Here is a 21,631-nt window from a genome sequence, read left to right on the forward strand (position 1 = left end):
TTAAATCCATTACACAACTATACCATTATTTAACGTTAACGTCAATGTTATATTTACATGGAAACAAAAGTAAGACTTCACATGTGAAATGAAGGAATTCACCATTCAATGCAGTATTTATTAAGAATATGGCTACATTAAGTTAAAAAAGATTATTCCATAAGACATAGATTGGTTTTATTTCGTTGTTCCGCTTAAATGGAGTAGGGTTATCCTTATCAGCCGACCACCAGGAGGGTTCGATATCTGTTAGTTAGATAGAAGGGAGAGAACTAAATGCAATCATTTGCCGATAAGGTTGCTTTAGTTACAGGTGGGGGGTCAGGAATCGGTAGAGCAATTGCTTTACGTTTTGCACAACGAGGAGCAAAAGTCGTTGTGGCTGGCCGAACACGAAAGACCATTGCAGAGACTCAAGAGATGATTCGGCATATGGGCGGTGAAGCATTTTCACTTCAAGTGGATGTGATTTCGGATGAACAAGTTAGACAGATGGTACAAAGCGTGGTAAGGCGATTCGGGCGTCTGGACTTTGCGTGTAATGCGGCAGGAATAGGAGGACCATTAGCACCTACTGCAGATATTTCAGAGAATGACTTTGACTCCATTATTGCAGTCAACCTCAAAGGCGTATGGCTCTGTATGAAATATCAACTTCAACAAATGGTGGCGCAAGGTTCTGGGGTGATTGTGAATATTTCATCCATCAATGGTTTGGTTGGTACTCCCAATGCAGCCGTTTACTCCGCAAGCAAATCTGGAGTAATCAGTCTAACCAAAGCTGCTGCACTGGAATACGCCAAATCAAACATACGTATCAATGCCATTTGCCCAGGCGCAATTCGAACTCCAATGCTGGAAAAAATGTTCAGTGAAACAGGGATTGCAGAAAGTCACTATGAGTCTCAAATTCCGCAAGGGAGAATCGGAGACCCGAACGATATTGCCAACGCTGCCATTTGGTTGTGCTCGGACGAGGCTTCATACATAACTGGGCATATAATGGTTATTGATGGCGGCGTAACTGCCAGAGGATGAGTGCGATAGATAACGGTGTGGACTTCCTTGCTATGGACTTCCCCACTCATTTATGTTTTTAAAGACACCCTAAAGATATGAACCTAATAGTATAGGCAATATAGCTTGTTTTAATGTATCGTTGTACTAAAAAATTAGCATGAGTGTCTCTGTTAAAGACTGTTGTTGATTTTCTTGTTTAACCATCCTGAAAATGAATATTTTCATCCTTCTGATGGTGCTGCATAGATGCGATATGGTTGTCTCCCATGGAAGAACGAATTACCTTCCATCATCTGTGGTGAAGCTCGTTTCGTGATTGGCTAACGAGCGGTATAACGCATTTAACTAAAGAGCTATTTGATGTGTGCTAAATTGTGTATATTTGGTATATGTATTTACAGAGCTTAGTTTAGATTAGTTAAGAAAGGTGAGTAGAGATGAGTAAATCTGAGGCAGTGAACAAGTGGGATTTGAATCGCATTGTCTTTATTGGTAGGACTTGGGATGAATACATGCGAATGTTCGGCCTTGTCAAAGAAGATTTAGTGAGGCGTAAGATTCTTGATTGCCCTGCTGGGGCATGTTCCTTTACGGCAGTATCCAATCAACTTGGAATGGATGTTACAGCATGTGATATGGCTTATTATCTTCCTATTGAACAATTAGAGCAAAAAGGTTTACAAGATATTGAAACCACCATGTCTAACATGGAAAGGGCTGATATTCAAAAAAATTTTTTGTGGGATTATTTTCAATCAGTTGATGAGTTGAAACAGATAAGAACACAAGTATTGAATCAATGTATCTCAGACATGAAACGAAATAAGAATCGCTATATTCCTGCCGTTTTACCGACCTTACCGTTTGATGATAAGCAGTTTGACTTGACACTTTCAGCAAACTTTCTATTTCTTTATGAAGATAAACTGGACTATAACTTTCATTTACAGACTATAAAAGAACTTATGCGTGTAACCAAAGATGAAATAAGGATTTTTCCTACAACTAACTTTGCTTGTGAGAGATATAAATACTTGGATGAACTAATCCGTGATATACACCATTTAGGATGGATTACAGAAGAAATGAAAGTTCCTTATGAATTTCAAAAGAACACCAATACTATGCTAAAAATTATGAGGAAAAAATAATCAAAAGGATGCTTACTAATTGTAAGCGGGAAATGTCTCTTCTACATTCCCCGCTTTTTTATGGGGGATTAGGACTGAAAGATAGTTTTTGGCAAGTCATTGACTTCATATGCAACACGTATTCCGGATTCGATGGCACCTTGGATCCAACCGTGGGTAGAGGAGGTATGTTCGCCCGCAAAATGAACTCTTCCTTCGGGAGTGGAAATATAAGGAGATAGTTCTGTCGCCTGTTCTGGTTTAAACATGGTGAAAGCTCCGGCAGAATAAGGATATCGAACCCAACTGTGGCTCACTCCTGTTTCAAACTCACGATATACTTGTTTACCATGAATAGTGGCCAAGTTTTTTAATGCATATTCCAAACGATTTTCATTGCTCAAACTATCCCAAGGTATAGTGTCATCCTCCCATGTATAACTAGCCAAAACAACTCCTGATCCTGTTGTACCGAGGTCATGGCTTGGGTATTGAGTATACGTAATAGGAAGATCAGAAATGGCCTTCCCGCCATATATGCCTTCCTTTTCCCAAAACCTGCTTTTAAATTGGATGCCGGTCTTCGTAGATCCCACATAGTGAAGTTCCCGAATCGCCTTCCATTTGTTATAAGAAAAAGAGTCATGTGGTTCGACCTCTACAAATTGCAAGACGGAAAAAGGAATGGTCACAATCGCAAGATCACCGGTGATTTGAAATGGTTCCAAGATTTTTGTATGGACAGAATGAATCGTTATTTGGTTGTCGTGCTGCACAATTTTCTGTACCTTTTGCCCGAAGATGATATTCTCTTTTAATTGAGGGACAAATGCTTTAGGAAGTTGGTCGTTCCCGCCCGTGATTTCATAGAAGACAATATTAGGAGTAAACAAGATCATTAGTTCACGTAACGCTTCCAGGAAAGAAAGCTCCGGAAATCCTTCTAGTGTAAGAAGTACTTTGATCATATCGATAGCACCCGAAGATAATCTGACTCCAAACGGGTTATATCTCAAATAAGCGTCCATCGAGTATTTATCGAACTCTCTTATGACCAAAGGCCAATTTCTCCGCGGGTTTTGGTTAATAAAATCGGTTACGGGCTTTATTGCTGATTGAAGCAATTGTGTCGCGGTTTTTCCCCTTTCATGCGGGGCTACCGGAAAGCCCAAAATATCTGGGTTCCTTTCATATATCTTTAAACGGGTTTTAATTCCTCTAACATAGATAATGTCGTTAGGAGTCGTGTTGATAAACCGATTAACCGGGAGGCGGAATTTTCTTATATATTCCAAAGTCAAAGAATGAATATGAGGAATGCGCATCGCACCCGCTTCAAGATACTGCTCATCCCTAAAATCGGATCGCAACGTATAGACTCGCCCTCCCACCCTTTCCGAAGCTTCAAGGATTGTTACCTGGTGTCCAGCTTGCTTAAGCAAGGAGGCCGAGACTAGTCCTGCCATACCCGCGCCAACAATGATGATCTTCTTGGGAATTTTGGTTTTTGGAAGTCCGTTTCTGATGATCGAAATCATTTGATCGGATGATAGCTTAGGAAATACATAATCTGACATGCTTTCCCTCCTCAACAATACTCACCAGGCCATGAGCTGATAAAAAGATGGCTTACTGTCATCTTATTCAGCTAGAAAGTACAGTTATGCCAAAAAAGGAGCCGCGTGTATGCTGCTTCTTTGGTTCTGGGACAACCCTGCAATTTGAATGGTAAAAGAAGGAGTAGATACATGGGTGGCAGCAGAGGCCATCGTTGCTGTTACGGAACGGCTGGTAAATAGTTATTTATTTACAGGGGAAAAAACAAAAAAAGAATTGGGTGAGCAAGTAGCACAGGTGTTTTTGAGCGGCAAATGATTCGAAAAGTGGTGATGAAGTGATATGAGAATGGTTAGATTCTCAATTTCATATAATCAGTATTCTATGAGCAGCGAGCTGGAACCGCCGTGATGGTATGGATTTTCATGAATGTGTGGTCCTGCATCCTTATGCTTTTACTCTAGTTTTGCAATACTACCGCTTTTTAGAAAGTTTAGAAAAATAAATTGACATTTATAGATTTTAGGAGTAAATTTTTTGTATATAGAACTAAACCTATTAGTTTAGTAGGTAAAATAAAATCTGGCATACTTCAATTAAAGATATCTTCATCTTTATTCTTATGCCAAGAAGATAGATGTCTCTTTTGAAAAATTTATCAAAATTACATTTAGAAGGGAGAAAATGATTATGTCAAATGAAAGAAAGCTTCAGCCTGAAACGTTAGCGGTGCATGCAGGGCAAGTGCCAGATCCTACAACTTTATCAAGAGCAGTACCAATTTATCAAACAAGTTCGTTTGTATTTAATGACAGTCAACATGCTGCTGATTTGTTTAGCTTGAAAGAAGAAGGGTATATTTATACGAGAATTATTAATCCAACAAACGATGTGTTTGAAAAACGGGTTGCTGCTCTTGAAGGCGGCGTGGGGGCGCTTGCGCTTTCATCCGGTCAAGCAGCTGTTTTTTATTCCATTATCAATATTGCTTCAGCTGGAGATGAAATTGTTTCTTCGTCAAGCATTTATGGCGGAACGTATAATTTGTTTGCTCACACGCTGCCTAAATTCGGAATTACCGTTAAATTTGTGGATTCCACCGATCCGAAAAACTTTGAACGGGCGATTACAAGCAAAACAAAAGCCCTGTTTGCTGAAACGATCGGAAATCCAAAATGTGACGTCTTAGATATTGAAGCCGTTGCGGAAATTGCTCATAATCACTCTATTCCGCTAATTGTTGATAACACCATTCCTAGCCCATATTTGCTTCGTCCAATTGACTTTGGCGCCGATATTGTTGTGCATTCTGCAACAAAGTTTATTGGAGGACATGGAACTTCAATCGGTGGAATTATTGTCGATAGTGGAAAGTTTGACTGGAAGAAGAGCGGAAAGTTCCCGGAATTCACCGAGCCAGATCCAAGCTATCATGGCCTCATTTATACAGAAGCTGCTGGAGAAGCGGCCTATATTACGAAAGCACGCGTCCAGCTGCTTAGAGATCTTGGTGCAGCATTGTCACCATTCAATGCATTCTTATTTTTACAGGGGCTTGAAACTTTACATTTACGTTTAGAACGTCATAGCCAAAATGCTTTAGAGGTAGCGAAGTTTTTAGAAAAAGAGGCAGCCGTTGAATCAGTAAGCTACCCTGGTTTAGAAAGCCATCCTTCTTATGAGTTGGCGAAAAAGTATTTGCCAAAAGGGCAAGGTGCCATCGTAACCTTTGAAATTAAAGGCGGCGTTGAAGCAGGGAAAAAATTAATTAATTCTGTTCAGCTATTCTCTCACTTAGCCAATATTGGCGATTCTAAATCATTAATTATTCATCCTGCAAGCACTACGCATCAGCAATTAAGCAGTGAAGAACAATTAGCTGCTGGCGTTACGCCAGGACTTATTCGTTTATCGGTTGGCACAGAGGCAATTGATGATATTCTATATGATCTAAAACAGGCAATCAAAGCTAGCCAAACTGTAACTTCCATTGTGAAGTAAGCGATAAATATGGAGCTTATCGAATGACGATTAGACCGCCTTTGCCGTTGGCATTGGCGGTCTTTGTCATTGTCCGTGGTTCTTTTTATGAAGAAACGCCTTTCCGTAGCTGCCGTGGTCATGAATCATGGCATGTTCGACTTGGATGGTGGTATGCTTAATGCCGTATTTTTCGTTTAGCATCTCGTTGATGGCTAAGATGACGCAAAACGGCTGGATATGCTCGTTAATAAATACGTGTGCGGTTAACGAATAATGGTCGGTGGAAACGGCCCATAAATGCATGTCGTGCACATCCTCGACGCCTTCAATTTGGTGAATATCCTTGCGAATTTGGTCAAGATCAAACTGTTCGGGAACGGCTTCCATTAAAATGAGATAAGATTCGCGAATAATTTTCGCCCCGCCGGTAAAAATGATGCCGGCGATAATAATGCTGATGAGCGGATCAAAAAAGTAGAAGCCGGTCAAGTAGATCAGTACCGCTGAAATAATTACGCCGATCGAGCTGAGCAAATCGCCGATAAAATGCCATAAGGCGCTTTTAATATTTAAATTTTCCTCTTCTTTTGTGCTTCGGCTCAGGACGATGGTCAATATGAGATTCACGACGAAACCAATGGAAGAAATCATCAACATTAAGCGAAAGTTAATAGGTTCAGGAGAAATAAACCGTTGAATTCCTTCCCAAAGAATTCCAATGGCAATAATGGCTAACGTAAGCCCGTTTAAAAACGATGTAATAATCTCAAAGCGCAAATAGCCAAAGGTAAAGCGTCGGTTGGGAGGACGTGTCGCAAGGTAAAGAGCAACCATGCTAAGCCCGAGCGCCAATACATCGGATGCCATATGAGCGGAATCGGAAAGCAGCGCTAAAGAATTGGACAGCAATCCCCCGACAATTTCCACAATCGTAAAAAACAATGTTAATGCAAGGGTAATCCAAAGCGCTTTTTTCGATTGGGTTTGTGTTTTGACATGCGGAAGATGATGGTAATCGTATTGAATTGGCGACATAGTACACCTCTTTTTTATAATAATTATTAATTTATATATATTATAATATAGTTCCTGGAAAAGGTGCAAAAAAATTTTTGTCGAAGGGAAAATAGCAAATGTTGAATATTGTCAAAAAATATAAAATTCCTTATCAAGGAATTTATCTATGTTTATAGAATATAAGTAACATACTGTAAGAATCTTTAGGAAAGGATGCGATACTAATTGATTGCCGTCAGCCCTACTGATTTCGAAATTTACTTGTTTCATGAAGGCAGCTTGTATAAAAGCTATGAACTGTTTGGCGCTCATGTCATTAAACAGGATGGAATGGTTGGAACGCGTTTTTGCGTATGGGCTCCGCATGCACGCGAAGTGCGATTAGTCGGCAGTTTTAACGAATGGAACGGAACTAATTTTCATCTTATCAAAGTCAGCGATCAAGGCGTATGGACGATTTTTATTCCGGAAAATTTAGAAGGGCATTTATATAAATATGAGATTGTTACGAAGGATGGAAATGTTTTGTTAAAATCCGACCCTTATGCATTTTACTCCGAGTTGCGTCCTCATACTGCCTCCATTGTCTACAATATGAAAGGATATCGATGGAAAGATCAGGCCTGGAAGCGGAAGAAGCAGCGGAAGCGGATTTATGAAAATCCCTTGTTCATTTATGAGCTCCACTTTGGTTCGTGGAAAAAGAAAGCGGACGGCAGTTTTTATACATATCAAGAGATGGCAGATGAGTTAATTCCGTATGTGTTGGAACACGGGTTTACTCATATTGAGTTGCTCCCGCTTGTCGAGCATCCGCTCGACCGATCTTGGGGATACCAAGGAACGGGATATTACTCCGCGACGAGCCGCTACGGGACACCGCACGATTTGATGCACTTTATCGACCGCTGTCATCAAGCGGGGATCGGTGTCATTCTTGATTGGGTTCCGGGGCATTTTTGCAAAGATGCCCACGGTCTATATATGTTTGACGGCGCTCCTACCTATGAATATGCCAACATACAGGATCGAGAAAACTACATATGGGGAACGGCAAACTTTGACCTTGGCAGGCCGGAAGTACGCAGCTTTTTGATTTCCAATGCGTTATTTTGGATGGAATATTTCCATGTGGACGGATTTCGCGTAGATGCCGTCGCCAATATGTTATATTGGCCAAACAGTGACGTGCCGTACAAAAATACGTATGCAGTCGAGTTTTTTCAAAAATTAAACGAAACGGTGTTCGCCTATGATCCGAACATATTAATGATTGCCGAAGATTCAACAGACTGGCCGCGCGTGACGGCGCCGACGTATGACGGTGGATTAGGGTTCAACTATAAATGGAACATGGGCTGGATGAACGACATTTTGACGTATATGGAAACTCCGCCGGAACAGCGCAAATATGTGCACCATAAAGTAACGTTTTCCCTCTTGTACGCGTATTCGGAAAATTTCATTTTGCCTTTTTCTCACGATGAAGTGGTGCACGGCAAGAAGTCGCTATTAAATAAAATGCCCGGATCCTATGAGGAAAAGTTTGCGCAGCTGCGGTTATTGTATGGGTATTTGTTGGCGCACCCCGGCAAGAAGCTGCTGTTTATGGGAGGGGAATTCGCGCAATTCGATGAATGGAAAGACCTGGAACAGCTTGATTGGATGCTTTTTGATTTTGACATGCACCACAATATGAATCATTATATGAAGCAATTATTAAAATGCTATAAGCGTTATAGTCCTCTCTATGAACTAGATCATTCTCCAGAAGGATTCGAGTGGATTGATGTGCATAATGCCGAACAGAGCGTTTTTTCTTTCATTCGCCGCGGAAAAAAAGAAAATGATTTGCTTGTTATTGTTTGCAATTTCACAAACAAAACGTATCACAATTATAAAGTTGGTGTCCCGCTGTTTACGACATATCGGGAAATTCTCAACAGCGATGCCGCCGAGTTTGGGGGATGGGGAAACGTCAATACAAAACGGGTTGCAGCGATCAACGAGCCGTTTCATGGAAAACCGTATCACGTTCGGATGACGATTCCGCCGTTTGGCATTTCTATTTTACGACCAGTGAAAAAACGAGGGGAGAGAAAAAAGAATGAGGAAGAAAAAATGCATCGCCATGTTATTGGCCGGAGGGCAAGGTAGCCGTTTATGTTCTTTGACGAAAAACATTGCGAAACCAGCCGTTCCGTTTGGCGGCAAATATCGGATTATTGATTTTACCTTGAGCAACTGTACCAATTCAGGCATTGATACGGTCGGAGTGTTAACACAGTACCAGCCGCTTCTTCTCCACTCTTATATCGGCATCGGCAGCGCTTGGGATTTGGACCGGAGAAATGGCGGCGTTACCGTTCTTCCACCGTACTCGGTATCATCCGGTGTGAAGTGGTATGAGGGAACGGCAAATGCGATCTATCAAAATATCAATTATATTGAACAATATGATCCTGATTACGTGCTAGTGTTATCAGGCGACCATATTTATAAAATGAATTATCGCAAAATGCTGGACTATCATATTGCGAAACAAGCGGATGTAACCATTTCCGTCATCGAAGTACCGTGGTCGGAAGCAAGCCGGTTTGGCATTATGAATACAAACGAACAAATGGAAATTATCGAATTTGAGGAAAAGCCAGCGAATCCAAAAAACAACCTCGCTTCGATGGGAATTTATATTTTTAATTGGCCGATTTTAAAGGAATATTTGCAAATTGACAACGCCGATCCGCATTCGAGCCATGATTTCGGCAAAGATGTGATTCCGTTGCTGCTCCGCGAGAAAAAGCGGCTCGTTGCTTATCCGTTTAAAGGCTACTGGAAAGATGTCGGCACAGTGAAAAGCTTATGGGAAGCGAATATGGATTTGTTGGACGAGGGAAATCAATTAAATTTATTTGATCGCTCATGGCGGATTTATTCTGTCAATCCGAATCAGCCGCCACAATACATTTCCGATGAAGCTATCGTCATTCATTCGCTTGTGAATGAGGGATGTGTGGTAGAAGGGAATGTCGAGCACTCCGTATTGTTTCAAGGTGTTCATATTTGCAAGGGAGCGGTGGTGAAAGATTGCGTCATTATGCCGGATGCAGTGATTGGCGAAGGGGTATATATCGAACGGGCGATCGTGCCGCCGAATATCGAAATTCCGCCATATGCAGTGATTCGCTCTGATGATGTTCTTCTTGTCACAAAAGAATGGCTGCAGGAGCAGAGCAGAGAAGATAGTTGGAAAGGATGAGCAGCAATGAGTAATAAATGGATGCTAGGAGTTATTGATGCAACGATGTATATCGAACCGCTTCAGCCGTTAACGTTGCATCGTTCTGTTGCGGCAGTGCCGTTTGCGGGGAGGTACCGATTGATAGATTTTGTATTGTCGAGCATGGTGAACTCCGGGATCGAGAGTGTGGCCATTTTTCCAAAATATCAATACCGTTCGTTAATGGATCATCTAGGTTCGGGGAAAAACTGGGATTTAAACCGCAAACGTGACGGATTATTTTTCTTCCCATCTCCGGATTTATCGATTCCAAAGCCTCACGTTGGCGCATTTGCGCATTTTGAACAACATATTGACTATTTTTTGCGCAGCAAACAAAAATATGCCGTTATTTGTAATAGCTATACGATTTGCAATATCGATTATGAAGCGGTGTTAGAGCGCCATATTGCGAACGAATGCGATATTACCGAAGTTCGCCATCAAGGGCGTTCGCTTGAAATGTTTGTGCTAGAAACGTCATTGTTGCTCGATTTAATCGCTAATCACCGACAAACCGGCTATTACAGTATTGTTGATGTTGTCCGAGATCATCGTCATTCCTTGAAAATTTGTGACTATGAATATGATGGATATGCAGCTGTCATTGATTCGATCGAAAGTTATTTTCGGCATAGCATGGAATTGCTAAATAGAGATATTTGGCAGCAATTATTTATGAAGTCGCGCCCGGTTTACACAAAAGTAAAGGATGAGCCGCCGACGAAATATACGGAAAAAGCGGTTGTAAAAAATTCGATGATTGCCAACGGCTGCATTGTTGAAGGACATATAGAAAACAGCATTATTTTCCGTTCTGTTAAAATTGGAAAGGGAGCAGTGATCAAAAACAGCATCATTATGCAAAAAAGTCAAATTGGCGAACAGTGCTATCTTGATTCGGTCATTGTGGATAAAGATGCAAAAATTGAAAACGGAGTTTCTTTACGAGGAACAGAGCGGCATCCGTTTGTGATTCGCAAAGGAATCGTACAAGGAGAGTTGATGAATCAGTGAAGGTGCTATTTGTTGTATCAGAATGCGTCCCATTTGCCAAATCGGGAGGTCTGGCGGATGTCGCGGGAGCGCTGCCGAAACAATTGCGGAAATTAGGGACGGATGTCGGCGTCATCATGCCTAAATATGAAACAATTCCGCTGGAATTTAAAAAAGCGATGAAAAAAATTGCCGAGATTGTCGTCAGAGTCGGGTGGCGCCGGCAGTATTGCGGAATCGAAATGCTGGAGCATCAAGGGGTTGTTTACTATTTTATCGATAATGAATACTACTTTAAGCGCCATCAGTTATACGGCCATTATGACGATGGGGAACGGTTTTCTTATTTTTGCCGCGCGGTTTTAGACGCTCTCCCTGTCATTCCGTTCCGTCCCGACATTATTCATTGCCATGACTGGCATACAGGCATGATTCCGTTTTTATTGCGGGAAGAATATCGGCAGGATTCTTTTTATGCGCCGATCCGCACGGTGTTTACGATTCATAATTTGCAGTTTCAAGGCATTTTCCCACGCGAAATTTTAGGAGATCTATTAAATTTAAGCGACCGTTATTTTACAATAGAACACTTGGAATTTTACGGGAATGTCAGCTTTATGAAAGGAGCGCTTGTTTCTGCTGATGTCATTACAACGGTCAGTCCTACATATAAAGAAGAAATTCAGACCGAATATTATGGGGAGCGGCTTGATGGGCTGCTGCGGGCGAGGCAGCGTGATTTCATCGGGATTTTAAACGGTATTGATGAGGACATATATAACCCGCAAACCGACCCCTTTATTGCAATGAAATATGACGCACGGACACTTTCGAAAAAACGATTCAACAAACATGCGCTTCAACAATATTTTGGCTTGCCTGTGCAGGAAGACGTCCCGATCATTGCCATGGTCACTAGACTGGCAACGCAAAAAGGACTTGATTTAGTCAAATGTGTTTTTCATGAAATAATGGCCGAGAACGTTCAATTTATTTTGCTTGGGACAGGGGATTGGCATTTTGAACAGTTTTTCTCCCAGATGGCAGCCGCATATCCCGATAAAGTAAAAGCATATATTGGGTTCAACGAACCATTGGCTCATCAAATTTACGCGGGGGCGGATCTGTTTTTAATGCCTTCCCTGTTCGAACCGTGCGGTCTCAGCCAGATGATTGCGCTCCGCTATGGAACGATCCCGATCGTGCGGGAAACAGGAGGACTAAACGATACGGTGCAATCGTATAATGAGTTTACGGGAGAAGGAAACGGATTTAGTTTTACAAACTTTAACGCCCACGATATGTTATATACGATTCGTCGCGCGCTTTCGTTTTATAACGATAAGACGATATGGGAAAAGCTGATGAAGGAGGCGATGAGCCGCGATTATAGCTGGGCTCAATCGGCGGCTAAGTACAACGAAGTATATATGGATTTAGTAAACAGGGGGTAGCGCCATGTTCTCGAATAAAGACGAGTTTAAAAAAGCGTTTTTAAAACGGCTGGAGACGTTGTGCGGCAAACGGTTTGAAGAGTCGACATCGCGCGATCAATACAACACGCTAGGGAACATGGTCCGCGAATATATCAGCAAAAACTGGATTCAGACGAACGAGCAAAATCGGGCGCGCAAGCAGAAACAAGTCTATTATTTGTCGATTGAATTTTTATTAGGGCGTCTTCTCGGCAGCAACTTGTTGAATCTCGGCATTCGCGATGTCGTCGAAGAAGGATTGCGCGATTTAGGTATTTGCCTTGAGGATATCGAGGAATGCGAGGCGGACGCGGGGTTAGGCAATGGCGGTCTCGGCCGCCTTGCCGCCTGTTTTTTAGATTCGCTTGCTTCGCTCGATTTGCCTGGACATGGCTGCGGGATTCGGTATAAACATGGATTGTTTGACCAAAAAATTGTCGACGGATATCAAGTGGAACTCCCAGAACAATGGCTGCGCCATGGCAATGTATGGGAGATCCGCAAAGAAGAATTAGCAGTAGAAGTGAACTTTTGGGGGAAAGTGGAAATATCGCAGCAAAACGGCAGGCTGACGTTCCGCCATGTCGACAGCGAAAAGGTTATGGCTGTTCCTTATGACATGCCAATCATCGGCTACCATACAAAAACGGTCAATACATTGCGGCTTTGGAGCGCGGAGCCGGCGAAAACATTTCCGGTCCATAAAGATGTGATGCAATATAAACGGGAAACGGAGGCGATTTCTGAGTTTTTGTATCCCGATGATACCCATGAAGAAGGGAAGATTTTGCGGCTAAAACAACAATATTTTCTCGTCGCCGCCAGCATTGGAAGCATCGTTCGCGCCCATCGCCGCCAGCACGGGCATCTGTATGAACTGCATAAATATGTCGCCATTCATGTCAACGATACGCATCCGGCCTTAGCGATTCCGGAGTTGATGAGGATTTTATTAGATGAGGAAGGAATGAGCTGGGAAGACGCTTGGCATATTACAACAAACACGATTTCGTATACAAACCATACGACGCTATCCGAGGCGCTGGAGAAATGGCCGATTCACATTTTTCAGCCGCTGTTGCCGCGCATTTACATGATTGTCGAGGAGATTAACGAACGGTTTTGCCGCGACCTTTGGAATTATTATCCTGGTGATTGGAAACGAATTGAAGAAATGGCGATCATCGCCCACGGACTTGTTAAAATGGCGCATTTGGCGATTGTCGGCAGCCATAGCGTCAACGGCGTTGCCAAACTGCACACCGAGATTTTAAAAAAACGGGAAATGAGGCTGTTTTACGAATTCGAACCGCAAAAATTTAATAACAAGACAAACGGAGTGACCCATCGCCGCTGGCTGTTAAAGGCTAATCCCGAGCTTTCTGCATTAATTACCGATACCATTGGCGGACGATGGATAAAAGAGCCGCAGGCGTTGATCGAGTTAAAACCGTACGCCTCCGATTCTGTGTTTCAGCAGGCGCTCGCGAAAGTCAAACAGCAGCGCAAAGCAAAATTAGCCAAGCTCATTTATGAAAAGACGGGGATCGTCGTGAATGAATCATCGATTTTTGATGTGCAAGTGAAGCGTCTTCATGCTTATAAGCGGCAGTTGTTAAATGTTCTTCACATTATGTATTTGTATAATCGGCTGAAAGAAGATGCAAGCTTTTCCATTTATCCGCGCACTTTTATTTTCGGCGCCAAAGCTTCGCCGGGATATTATTATGCGAAGCGCATTATTAAGCTGATCCATTCTATCGCCGAAAAAGTCAATAAGGACAAACAGACAAACGAACAGCTGAAAGTTATTTTTTTGGAAAACTATCGTGTTTCGCTAGCGGAAGAAATTTTTCCTGCCGCGGATGTAAGCGAGCAAATTTCCACGGCCAGCAAAGAAGCGTCCGGCACTGGCAATATGAAGTTTATGATGAATGGAGCGATTACGCTTGGCACGCTAGACGGCGCCAACGTCGAGATTTTGGAAGCGGTTGGAGAAGAAAACATGTTTCTGTTTGGGCTTACGGCGGATGAAGTGCTAAGCTACTATGAAAACGGGGGTTATCGCTCCCATGAATATTACCATCATGACAAGCGGATTAAACAAGTTGTCGATCAGCTTATCAACGGGTTTTTCCCAGATGCCCACGACCATTTCGAGCCGATTTACGATTCGCTTTTAGCACAGAACGATGAATATTTTGTTTTGCGCGATTTCGCCGCTTATGTCGAGGCGCAGGAAAAAGTAGAACAAGTGTATCAAGAGCGGGAACGGTGGCTGAAAATGAGCGCGACCAATATCGCCCATTCTGGTTATTTTGCAAGCGACCGGACAGTTCAGGAGTATGCGAATGAAATATGGGACATTCATCCAGTTAAATAAAAAAGAGAGAGGTTTTGTCCTCTCTCTTAATCATCACCATCCAACCAGTCGCCGATGCTTCCGAGGATGCTGCCTTCTCCAACAGAACGGCTCCCCGTGCTTGGCGCGGCGGCGATAATTCGGTCAGCAAGCCGGCTGAACGGAAGCGACTGCACCCAGACGGTTCCCGGTCCGGTTAATGTTGCGAAAAACAAGCCTTCGCCGCCAAAAAAGGCGGTTTTAATTTTGCCGACATATTCGATATCGTAATCAACTTCTTTTGTCATCGCTACAAGGCAGCCGGTGTCAATGCGCAATTTCTCGCCGGGCTGCAGCTCGCGCTTATAAATGGTTCCGCCTGCATGTAAAAAGGCGAGTCCGTCCCCTTCGAGTTTTTGCATAATAAATCCTTCGCCACCGAAAAAGCCGGTGCCAAGTTTGCGCTGAAAATCGATGCCGACCGAAACGCCTTTGGCTGCACAAAGAAAGGCATCTTTTTGACAAATCACTTTGCCGCCAAGCTCGCTCAAGTCCATTGGAATAATTTTTCCAGGGTATGGGGCGGCAAACGAAATGCGGCGTTTTCCGGTGCTGTTGTTCGTAAACACCGTCATAAATAAACTTTCTCCTGTCAATAATCGTTTCCCTGCACCAACCAATTTGTTCAAAAATCCTTTTTCGGACTGAGATCCGTCTCCAAATACGGTTTCCATCGTGATCCCGTCTTCCATCATCATCATTCCGCCTGCTTCGGCGATGACGCTTTCCTGCGGATCTAGTTCAATTTCTACAAATTGCATGTCATCGCCATATAATTTGTAGTCAATTTCATGTGCGTTCATATTTTTCTCCTCCATCTCATCATTTCTATGCTATATATTCTTTATACGGACGGGAACCTCTTTTTGTTTCAAAAAAAGACCATCAACGTCGATGGTCTTCTTTTTCCGTATATGGGTCTTTTTCATAGGCGGGCAAATCACCGATATTCGACATAATTCCTTCATCATCCAAAATGTTTTCTAACAGTTCGTGTTCCCTTGTTGGATATACTTTCACATTTTTTCCGTGTAAATCGACTGCCGCGAAATTTTCCAAATCTTCGACATATCCGACATTTTCCTCTGATTCGGCATACACTTCACCATAATAATCAACATTTTTTCCTAAATCGGAAGGGGTATCGGAGGAGCCGTAGCGCGCGACTTCCTGCCAGGCATCTTCTGCGTCATATGCCACCGATTCATCGCGGTCATCCAAATCAAACTTTCCAAACGGGGGCATCAACACACCTTCTTCCAGCGGCCGCTTTTGCGAAACGGTGTGGTCAAGGCTGTGCTCTTTACAAAAGGTGGTCGTTGGGAGAGCTTGCAGCCGCTCATAGGGAATCGGTCTGCCGCAAACTTCACAGATGCCGTATGTGCCGTTGTCCATCGCCTCAAGTGCATGTTCAATCTCTTTTAATTCCCGTTCCGTATGTTCATTCAGTGCGATATCTTTTTCCCGTTCATACAGCTCGGTTGCATCGTCTGCAGGGTGGTTGTCATAGCTTGCAAGTTCGCCGACCGCATCATGCGCATGGCTCCGCAGCTTGCCAAAGTGATCGTTGTTTTGCAGTCGTTCTTGAATTTCCTGTTTTGCCTGAAGAAGTTGTTTGCGGAAGGCGGCTAGTTGTTCATTCGTTAACATCATGATTAACTCCTTCCTAAAATAAACCGTTTACCTTGTAGTATGAACCAAAAATAAAAAAAAACACGGCTTATTTCCAACCGTGTTATAGCCAATGGCTGATCAGCAGGCCGACAGCTAATAAAAACCCGAATTGTGTATTTGTTTGTGCCGTTGCTTTCATCGCTGGCATCATTTCAATTGGTTTCGTCTTGCCGATAAACCCTTTCGCTGCTGCTACCGCTTTCGGGACGCTGAAAAAGACAAGCATCGTCCAGAAAGAAACGATATGAGAGAAAGCCAGCACCGTCATCCAAATAAACGAAACGGCAAACATACCGGCAAGAATGCGGACCGCATTGTTCCGGCCGACTAAAATCGCCAGCGTTTTTCTCCCTTTCTCTTTGTCTCGATCAAGGTCACGGATATTATTGGCTAGTAAAATCGCCCCAACTAAAATGGCAATCGGAATTGCGATGAGAATTGCTGTTTTTGTTACTTCGCCCGTTTGAATGAAAAAGGAAATTAAAATAATTACCAGTCCCATAAAAAATCCGGCTGCAAGTTCGCCAAACGGGGTATAGGCAATCGGCACCGGGCCGCCTGTATAGAAATATCCCGCTGCCATGCAGATGGAACCGATCAATGCAAGCCACCAGCTGCTATTCATGCAAATATAGGCACCGATCAGCGTCGCAACAGCAAACAAAGCAACGGCTAAATATAAAACGGTTTTTGGATGTATTCCTTCACGGACAATCGCCCCGCCAATTCCTACCGATTCCGGGGAGTCGAGCCCGCGCTTGTAGTCATAATATTCATTGAACATATTGGTTGCTGCCTGAATCAACAAAGAAGCGATAAGCATGGCGATAAATAAAGAGATGTGAATGGCTGTTTCATGAAGTGCTAATACAGTGCCGATACAAACAGGCACAAATGCAGCAGTCAATGTATGTGGACGGGTAAGCCTCCACCAAACTCGCCAATCGCGGCGGCGGTGGATCGATGAATAGCGATCTGTTTGTAATGATGGTTGCATAATCATACCCCTCATATTCGGATAGAATAATGTTCGATAAACATTCACAATAAGTGTAGGAAAACGTTTATAAGGTGTCAACCCCTTTCGAATAGATAAATTATTTCCTATTATATATAATGGAAGATAGGAAATAGGTAATAAACTTAATGAAGAAAGCGGGATTACAGTGGCAATTTTATACCAGCATAAAATTCGCGAACGATTGCATCTCATCGAGAAAAGAACAAAGCGGCCGTTTATTAGTTGGACGGAGGAATTGAACGATGTAGATCCGGTTTATTTTTTTTCATTAGGACCAATATGCTCTTTCCGTGAGCGCTTTTTTTGGGGGACCGCACCAATGAGACCGTTTATGTTGGACTTGGTTGCACGTATGTGATCGAAACAGAAGAAAAAGAAGAGCGGTTTCATACGGTGGAAACACAGTGGAAGCAATGGGTAGAACAGACAGATCATTATTCCAACGGAATAAAGATGGGGCCCATCCTATTTGGAGGCTTTTCGTTTGATCCTTACAAACCGCACACGGAAAAATGGCGCGCTTTTCCGCATGCGAAAATGCTGGTGCCAGCTGTTCTTTTAGCGAGCAAGGGTGGAAAAGCGACATTAACCGTGACAGTGCGTTCCGGACAGAGTGAGGAAACCATGGAAAAAATAGAAACGTTGTTTCGGCTGTTACATGAAGGGCGGGCGCCGATCCATTCTTTGCCTTCCGTGAGGAAATATGAAGAAAAACAAACGGAACAGTGGTTCGATGCGGTGAAACAAACGATCGCCAACATTCATAGCGGGAAGTTTGATAAAGTGGTGCTGGCGAGGGAGGCGCGCTTATCGTTTGCGGATCGGGTGGAGGCAAGCGTGGTGCTCCGGCAACTACGCGAACAGCAGCCGTTTAGCTATCTGTTTGCGTTTGAACAAGAAGGGCAATGCTTTATTGGCGCTTCTCCGGAGCAGCTGGTAAAAAAGGAAGGCGATGCATGTTACTCTACTTGTTTAGCGGGATCGATCCGTCGCGGAAAAACCGTTCAGGAAGACGAACAGCTTGGCGAGTGGCTGCTGCATGATGAAAAAAATCTTCACGAACATCACTTTGTTGTCCAAATGATCAAAGAAGCGATGGAAGCGGTTTGCGAACGCGTCTACATGCCGCCTTCTCCACAGCTGTTAAAATTGCCAAACATTCAACACTTATATACGCCGGTTATTGGGGAGCATTGCCGCGCTTCCTCTATTTTATCGATGGTGGCGAAGATGCACCCAACCCCTGCGTTAGGTGGAACACCGCGAGAAGCAGCAGTCAAAGAAATCCGCGAGGTGGAGCCGTTAGACAGAGGATGGTATGCCGGTCCAATCGGATGGATGGATACGGAGGGGAACGGGGAATTCGCCGTCGCCATCCGTTCGGGTCTGTTGCAAGGACAAGAGGTATCGATTTTTGCCGGCTGCGGTATCGTCGGTGATTCCGATCCAATCAGCGAGTATGAGGAGACGAAAGTGAAATTTATTCCAATGTTATCGGCGCTAGGAGTGGGACAAGATGAATGAGTCACTAACCTTATATATTGCTGCGTTTGTGGATGAATTAGCAAAAACGGGAGTACGAGACGTTGTTGTCAGTCCAGGATCACGCTCGACCCCACTGGCGATCATGATGGCGGAGCATCCGGAAATGCGCATACATATGAACTTAGATGAACGTTCTGCTGCCTTTTTTGCCCTTGGTATGGCAAAAGCAAAACGGCATCCGGTCGCCCTTCTTTGTACGTCAGGAACGGCGGCTGCCAATTATTTTCCGGCGCTAGTGGAAGCGTATTACTCACGGATCCCGCTTGTCGTCGTTACGGCGGACCGTCCGCACGAATTGCGCGATGTTGGCGCGCCGCAGGCCATTGATCAATTAAACATATATGGAAAGTATGCCAAATGGTTTGTCGAAATGGCTCTTCCGGAAAGAACACCAGAGATGCTTCGCTATGCACGGACGATGGCAGCAAGGGCAGCGAGCATAGCAATGAGTGCTCCGGCGGGGCCGGTTCATCTAAACTTTCCGCTTCGTGAACCGCTTATGCCGGTGATTCAGAAAGAAACATGGCAACAGATCGAAGCGAAAGAACCGTCTTATACAAAGGTTATTGCCGGAAAAGCAACCGTTGATAGAAAACAGCTTGGTGAATTATATCACCAACTCGTTTCCGTCAAAAACGGATTAATCGTCTGCGGGCCAATGGACTATCCGGAATTTGCCGAGGCGGTTACCGAGTTAGCGGAAATGTTGGACTATCCGATTTTAGCGGATCCGCTTTCCCAGTTGCGCAGTGGATCTCATTCCAAAGAGTATATTATTGATTGCTATGATGCGATATTAAAAGATGAAATGATTGCTGCTTCATTGGTGCCGGATGTCGTGATCCGTTTTGGCGCCATGCCGGTTTCCAAACCGTTATTTCTGCTACTGAAACGATATCCATCCATCCGGCAAATTGTAGTAGATGGCGGCGGAGGATGGCGGGAACCGACATTGATGGCATCATATATGGTACACTGCGATGAAGTAGAATTTTGCCGCCAACTCATTGAAATGGCGGGACGAAAATTGAGAAAAAGCGAATGGTCCGCAACTTGGAAAGCGATCAACGATATTGCGAAATCCGTTCTCCTAGAGGAACAAGCGGAAAGCGAATTATTTGAAGGAAAAGTGTTTACTGAACTTTCACAACTGCTGCCAAGCGGCGCTACTTTATTTGTCGGCAACAGCATGCCGATTCGCGATGCCGATACCTTTTTCTTTACGACAGACAAGCAAATTCGCATTTTGGCGAACCGCGGCGCCAACGGGATTGATGGTGTCGTGTCGAGCGCGCTGGGGGCCAGCGCCGTTACCGAACCGCTCGTGCTTGTCATCGGTGATCTTTCCTTTTATCATGACTTAAACGGGCTGTTGGCGGCAAAAATGCATGGATTACATGCGACAATTATCGTTCTCAATAATAATGGCGGCGGAATTTTCTCGTTCCTGCCGCAAGCAAACCATAAAAAACATTTCGAAATGCTGTTTGGCACGCCGACCGATTTGCAATTTATGCACGCTGTTCGCATGTACGAAGGGAATTACCAAAACAGCAAAACATGGGACGAATTTCGTCATCATGTTGCCCGTTCGCTCACCACAGATGGCCTTCATGTGATTGAGGTATGTACATCCAGGGAGACGAATGTAAAAATCCATCGTCTTTTGTGGGAAAGGGTTTCCCAGGAAATAGCAGAATTTCTCGGAAAAAGGAGAATGGCATGAACATTTTGGTGAACGGTGTTTCCTATCATGTCGAACAATATGGGAGTGGCGAGCCGCTTTTGCTCTTGCATGGATTTACTGGGAGCATGGAAACGTGGAAACCGTTTCTTCCATATTGGCGGGAATTTCGGTTGATTCTGGTCGATATCGTCGGCCATGGTCTTACCGATTCGCCGCATGACCCGGCGCGGTATGAAATCGAGCGAGCGGCTGCTGATCTGGATGAACTATTGCGCCATCTTCATGTAGAGGACGTCCATGTGTTAGGGTATTCGATGGGAGGAAGGCTTGCCTTAACGTTTGCGATCCTTTATCCTCACCGTGTTCGCAAGTTGGTGCTTGAGAGCAGTTCCCCAGGTTTAAAGACAGAGCAAGAAAGATGGAAGCGGCGAGAGAACGATGAGGTGTTGGCGCGGGAAATTGAACAATATGGAATTGCTGCATTTGTCGATAAGTGGGAAAAGCTGCCGCTGTTTGCGTCGCAAAAGCAGCTGCCGTCTAGCGTTCAGGAGGAAATACGTAAGGAACGGTTAAAAAATAATAAAATCGGGCTGGCCAATAGCCTGCGCGGAATGGGGACAGGGAAACAGCCTTCATGGTGGAATCGGTTGTCAGAAGTGAACACGCCGACGTTACTGATATGCGGAGAGTGGGATGAAAAGTTTTGTCGAATTGCCGAAGAAATGAAAGAGCATCTGCCAGATTGCAAAATGGTCACAGTTTCCCAAGCGGGGCATGCAATTCATGTGGAACAACGAGAGATTTTTGCTAAAATAGTAAGTGAGTTCATTAGAGGAGGAGAGTAA

General features: G+C 43.8%; 16 protein-coding genes and 1 pseudogene. 12 read left to right on the top strand and 5 right to left on the bottom strand.

Annotated elements, in window-relative coordinates; genetic code table 11:
* Positions 1 to 276: 276 nt before the first annotated feature.
* A complete protein-coding gene (locus tag BV455_RS12090) occupies positions 277 to 1,038 on the top strand; it encodes a glucose 1-dehydrogenase (RefSeq protein WP_061579805.1) in 762 nt (253 codons plus the stop codon).
* A gap of 419 nt (positions 1,039 to 1,457) precedes the next feature.
* The gene (locus BV455_RS12095; protein ID WP_042407800.1) at positions 1,458 to 2,171 is read left to right on the top strand and encodes an SAM-dependent methyltransferase; all 714 of its coding nucleotides are present in this window, start codon (positions 1,458 to 1,460) and stop codon (positions 2,169 to 2,171) included.
* Between the two features lie 68 nt (positions 2,172 to 2,239).
* On the opposite strand, the gene BV455_RS12100 is transcribed toward BV455_RS12095, so the two are convergent.
* Positions 2,240 to 3,727, bottom strand: coding sequence for a flavin monoamine oxidase family protein (locus BV455_RS12100; RefSeq protein ID WP_061578779.1), 1,488 nt, complete (start codon positions 3,725 to 3,727; stop codon positions 2,240 to 2,242).
* A 175-nt stretch (positions 3,728 to 3,902) separates the two neighbouring features.
* Here BV455_RS12100 and BV455_RS20680 point away from each other — a divergent pair, with 175 nt between their 5' ends.
* Together BV455_RS20680 and BV455_RS12105 are read left to right on the top strand one after the other, a co-directional pair.
* A complete protein-coding gene (locus BV455_RS20680; protein ID WP_017434857.1) occupies positions 3,903 to 4,025 on the top strand; it encodes a hypothetical protein in 123 nt (40 codons plus the stop codon).
* Positions 4,026 to 4,397: 372 nt separating this feature from the next.
* Complete coding sequence (locus tag BV455_RS12105; protein ID WP_042407797.1) at positions 4,398 to 5,708, top strand: homocysteine synthase; 1,311 nt, start codon at positions 4,398 to 4,400, stop codon at positions 5,706 to 5,708.
* 66 nt (positions 5,709 to 5,774) lie between these two features.
* On the opposite strand, the gene BV455_RS12110 is transcribed toward BV455_RS12105, so the two are convergent.
* Positions 5,775 to 6,725 (bottom strand): cation diffusion facilitator family transporter, encoded by a 951-nt coding sequence (locus BV455_RS12110; protein ID WP_017434859.1) that lies wholly within the window; start codon positions 6,723 to 6,725, stop codon positions 5,775 to 5,777.
* Between the two features lie 207 nt (positions 6,726 to 6,932).
* Between BV455_RS12110 and glgB the strand changes: the two genes are divergently transcribed.
* The 5 genes from glgB to BV455_RS12135 are packed head-to-tail and all read left to right on the top strand — an operon-like array spanning position 6,933 to position 14,841.
* Entirely contained in the window at positions 6,933 to 8,864 is a 1,932-nt protein-coding gene (gene glgB, locus BV455_RS12115; RefSeq protein ID WP_218687242.1) for a 1,4-alpha-glucan branching enzyme, read from the top strand.
* Positions 8,815 to 9,966 (top strand): glucose-1-phosphate adenylyltransferase, encoded by a 1,152-nt coding sequence (locus BV455_RS12120; RefSeq protein ID WP_042407793.1) that lies wholly within the window; start codon positions 8,815 to 8,817, stop codon positions 9,964 to 9,966. The genes glgB and BV455_RS12120 overlap by 50 nt, the downstream gene beginning before the upstream one ends.
* A gap of 6 nt (positions 9,967 to 9,972) precedes the next feature.
* Positions 9,973 to 11,004: a glucose-1-phosphate adenylyltransferase subunit GlgD gene (glgD, locus tag BV455_RS12125; protein WP_061578776.1), complete on the top strand. Its 1,032-nt coding sequence runs from the start codon at positions 9,973 to 9,975 to the stop codon at positions 11,002 to 11,004.
* Positions 11,001 to 12,437: a glycogen synthase GlgA gene (glgA, locus tag BV455_RS12130; protein WP_017434863.1), complete on the top strand. Its 1,437-nt coding sequence runs from the start codon at positions 11,001 to 11,003 to the stop codon at positions 12,435 to 12,437. The genes glgD and glgA overlap by 4 nt, the downstream gene beginning before the upstream one ends.
* 4 nt (positions 12,438 to 12,441) lie before the next feature.
* Entirely contained in the window at positions 12,442 to 14,841 is a 2,400-nt protein-coding gene (locus BV455_RS12135) for a glycogen/starch/alpha-glucan phosphorylase (RefSeq protein WP_218687243.1), read from the top strand.
* A gap of 26 nt (positions 14,842 to 14,867) precedes the next feature.
* On the opposite strand, the gene BV455_RS12140 is transcribed toward BV455_RS12135, so the two are convergent.
* The 3 genes from BV455_RS12140 to BV455_RS12150 all read right to left on the bottom strand — a co-directional run bounded on the left by BV455_RS12140 (position 14,868) and on the right by BV455_RS12150 (position 17,530).
* Positions 14,868 to 15,662 (bottom strand): TIGR00266 family protein, encoded by a 795-nt coding sequence (locus tag BV455_RS12140; protein WP_042407781.1) that lies wholly within the window; start codon positions 15,660 to 15,662, stop codon positions 14,868 to 14,870.
* Positions 15,663 to 15,744: 82 nt separating this feature from the next.
* A complete protein-coding gene (locus BV455_RS12145; RefSeq protein WP_218688045.1) occupies positions 15,745 to 16,509 on the bottom strand; it encodes a yteA family sporulation protein in 765 nt (254 codons plus the stop codon).
* A gap of 85 nt (positions 16,510 to 16,594) precedes the next feature.
* Positions 16,595 to 17,530, bottom strand: coding sequence for a 1,4-dihydroxy-2-naphthoate polyprenyltransferase (locus tag BV455_RS12150; RefSeq protein WP_218687244.1), 936 nt, complete (start codon positions 17,528 to 17,530; stop codon positions 16,595 to 16,597).
* Between the two features lie 169 nt (positions 17,531 to 17,699).
* Here BV455_RS12150 and BV455_RS12155 point away from each other — a divergent pair.
* From BV455_RS12155 to menH, 3 genes and pseudogenes are all read left to right on the top strand, one after another.
* Positions 17,700 to 19,078, top strand: a pseudogene (locus BV455_RS12155) (isochorismate synthase).
* The gene (menD, locus tag BV455_RS12160; protein ID WP_017434869.1) at positions 19,071 to 20,825 is read left to right on the top strand and encodes a 2-succinyl-5-enolpyruvyl-6-hydroxy-3-cyclohexene-1-carboxylic-acid synthase; all 1,755 of its coding nucleotides are present in this window, start codon (positions 19,071 to 19,073) and stop codon (positions 20,823 to 20,825) included. Before BV455_RS12155 ends, menD begins: the two are co-directional and overlap by 8 nt.
* Positions 20,822 to 21,631 (top strand): 2-succinyl-6-hydroxy-2,4-cyclohexadiene-1-carboxylate synthase, encoded by an 810-nt coding sequence (gene menH, locus BV455_RS12165; protein WP_017434870.1) that lies wholly within the window; start codon positions 20,822 to 20,824, stop codon positions 21,629 to 21,631. The genes menD and menH overlap by 4 nt, the downstream gene beginning before the upstream one ends.

The organism is Parageobacillus caldoxylosilyticus, assembly GCF_019272935.1.
Taxonomy (GTDB): Bacteria; Bacillota; Bacilli; order Bacillales; family Anoxybacillaceae; genus Saccharococcus; species Saccharococcus caldoxylosilyticus.

Bases quoted from the DNA above. Each gene is read 5' to 3' on its own strand.
- BV455_RS12090 (WP_061579805.1), top strand. From the start codon at position 277: ATGCAATCATTTGCCGATAAGGTTGCTTTAGTTACAGGTGGGGGGTCA.
- BV455_RS12095 (WP_042407800.1), top strand. From the start codon at position 1,458: ATGAGTAAATCTGAGGCAGTGAACAAGTGGGATTTGAATCGCATTGTC.
- BV455_RS12100 (WP_061578779.1), bottom strand. From the start codon at position 3,727: ATGTCAGATTATGTATTTCCTAAGCTATCATCCGATCAAATGATTTCG.
- BV455_RS12105 (WP_042407797.1), top strand. From the start codon at position 4,398: ATGTCAAATGAAAGAAAGCTTCAGCCTGAAACGTTAGCGGTGCATGCA.
- BV455_RS12110 (WP_017434859.1), bottom strand. From the start codon at position 6,725: ATGTCGCCAATTCAATACGATTACCATCATCTTCCGCATGTCAAAACA.
- BV455_RS12120 (WP_042407793.1), top strand. From the start codon at position 8,815: ATGAGGAAGAAAAAATGCATCGCCATGTTATTGGCCGGAGGGCAAGGT.
- glgD (WP_061578776.1), top strand. From the start codon at position 9,973: ATGAGTAATAAATGGATGCTAGGAGTTATTGATGCAACGATGTATATC.
- BV455_RS12135 (WP_218687243.1), top strand. From the start codon at position 12,442: ATGTTCTCGAATAAAGACGAGTTTAAAAAAGCGTTTTTAAAACGGCTG.
- BV455_RS12140 (WP_042407781.1), bottom strand. From the start codon at position 15,662: ATGAACGCACATGAAATTGACTACAAATTATATGGCGATGACATGCAA.
- BV455_RS12145 (WP_218688045.1), bottom strand. From the start codon at position 16,509: ATGTTAACGAATGAACAACTAGCCGCCTTCCGCAAACAACTTCTTCAG.
- BV455_RS12150 (WP_218687244.1), bottom strand. From the start codon at position 17,530: ATGCAACCATCATTACAAACAGATCGCTATTCATCGATCCACCGCCGC.
- menD (WP_017434869.1), top strand. From the start codon at position 19,071: ATGAATGAGTCACTAACCTTATATATTGCTGCGTTTGTGGATGAATTA.
- menH (WP_017434870.1), top strand. From the start codon at position 20,822: ATGAACATTTTGGTGAACGGTGTTTCCTATCATGTCGAACAATATGGG.